The 1061-nt window shown below is 38.4% G+C and carries 1 protein-coding gene; it reads right to left on the bottom strand.

Translation table 11 applies throughout. From position 1 onward, the window contains the following. Nucleotides 1-9: 9 nt before the first annotated feature. Nucleotides 10-969, bottom strand: coding sequence for an IS30 family transposase (locus KQI76_RS11630; RefSeq protein ID WP_216400440.1), 960 nt, complete (start codon nucleotides 967-969; stop codon nucleotides 10-12). Between the last annotated feature and the right edge of the window lie 92 nt (nucleotides 970-1061).

Here is a 1061-nt window from a genome sequence, read left to right as displayed (position 1 = left end):
TTTGATTTGTCAATTTAAGCTAGACAAATGTGATTCATCGATGTAACTCAAAAACACTTCCAAAGGCGTTCGATAATTTAGTGATTTTCTAGGGATTTTATTTCTCTTGTCAGCTACTGCGGACACAAAGTTCTGATCGACTTCGTTGAAGTCCATTTCTTTTGGCAAACCATCTTTTCGAAGTAAGCCATTTGATTGTTCATTTAAGCCACGTTGTGAAGGTGTTCCTGGGTCTGCAAAGTAGATTGAGACATCATGTTGGTTGGACAACGATTTCCAATTACTAAATTCTTTCCCATTATCAAATGTGAAAGACTTAAACAGATTTCTTGGAATAGATTGAAACCACTGTGTTAGCGTTGTTTCAATGTCACTTGCTTTTCTACCTTCTGGCTTTAAAGTGATGATAGCTTTAGATAGACGTTCCACCAATGTGATAACTGCGCTTTTATGATGAGCACCAACGATTGTGTCACCTTCAATGTGACCAAATTCATCTTTAAATAGAGGATAGTCTTTATCTCTTTCAGAGATATGTCGTTTGAAAGCTTGCTTTCCACGTCGTTCGTTGTGTCCATTTGGTTTTCTTTTGCCCTTCATAGGGAGCGTTGTTCTATCAAAGTAACCGTCCTCAAAGCGACGATATAAAGTTCTCATTGAACAACTGATGGGCTGTTCAGCACGCCCAATAATAACGTCCGGCGTCCATCCAAGGGAAACCTTTTCCTTGACGTATTCCTGCTCTTTTTTAGGCAAGGAGATCTTACGTCTACCGCATCGCCTTTTGTTTTCCTTGTAGCGTTTGTAGTAATTGATCGCTGAGTGACCCTGCTTCAAAAAGTTAATGACGTTATAAATGGGTTGACGCGAACGTTTTAAGCGTTCAGCGATAATCGCAACTGAAATATTTTGATGATAATAAGCTTCTATCATAACTAATTCATCCGTGGTAAGATGGGTGTAGGTCATTTATGATCACTCCTATTCTTCGTGGTGGAAGTATAGTAAGAGTGTATCATAAATGACTTTTTTAGTTGTCTAGCTTAATTTTACAATCTACG

It is taken from the genome of Amphibacillus sp. MSJ-3, from assembly GCF_018919165.1.
Lineage (GTDB): Bacteria > Bacillota > Bacilli > Bacillales > Amphibacillaceae > Amphibacillus.
This window is presented reverse-complemented; position numbering and strand designations above follow the sequence as displayed.

What these genes read in the sequence shown, in the direction of transcription:
- KQI76_RS11630 (WP_216400440.1), bottom strand. Translation starts at nt 969, where the DNA reads ATGACCTACACCCATCTTACCACGGATGAATTAGTTATGATAGAAGCT.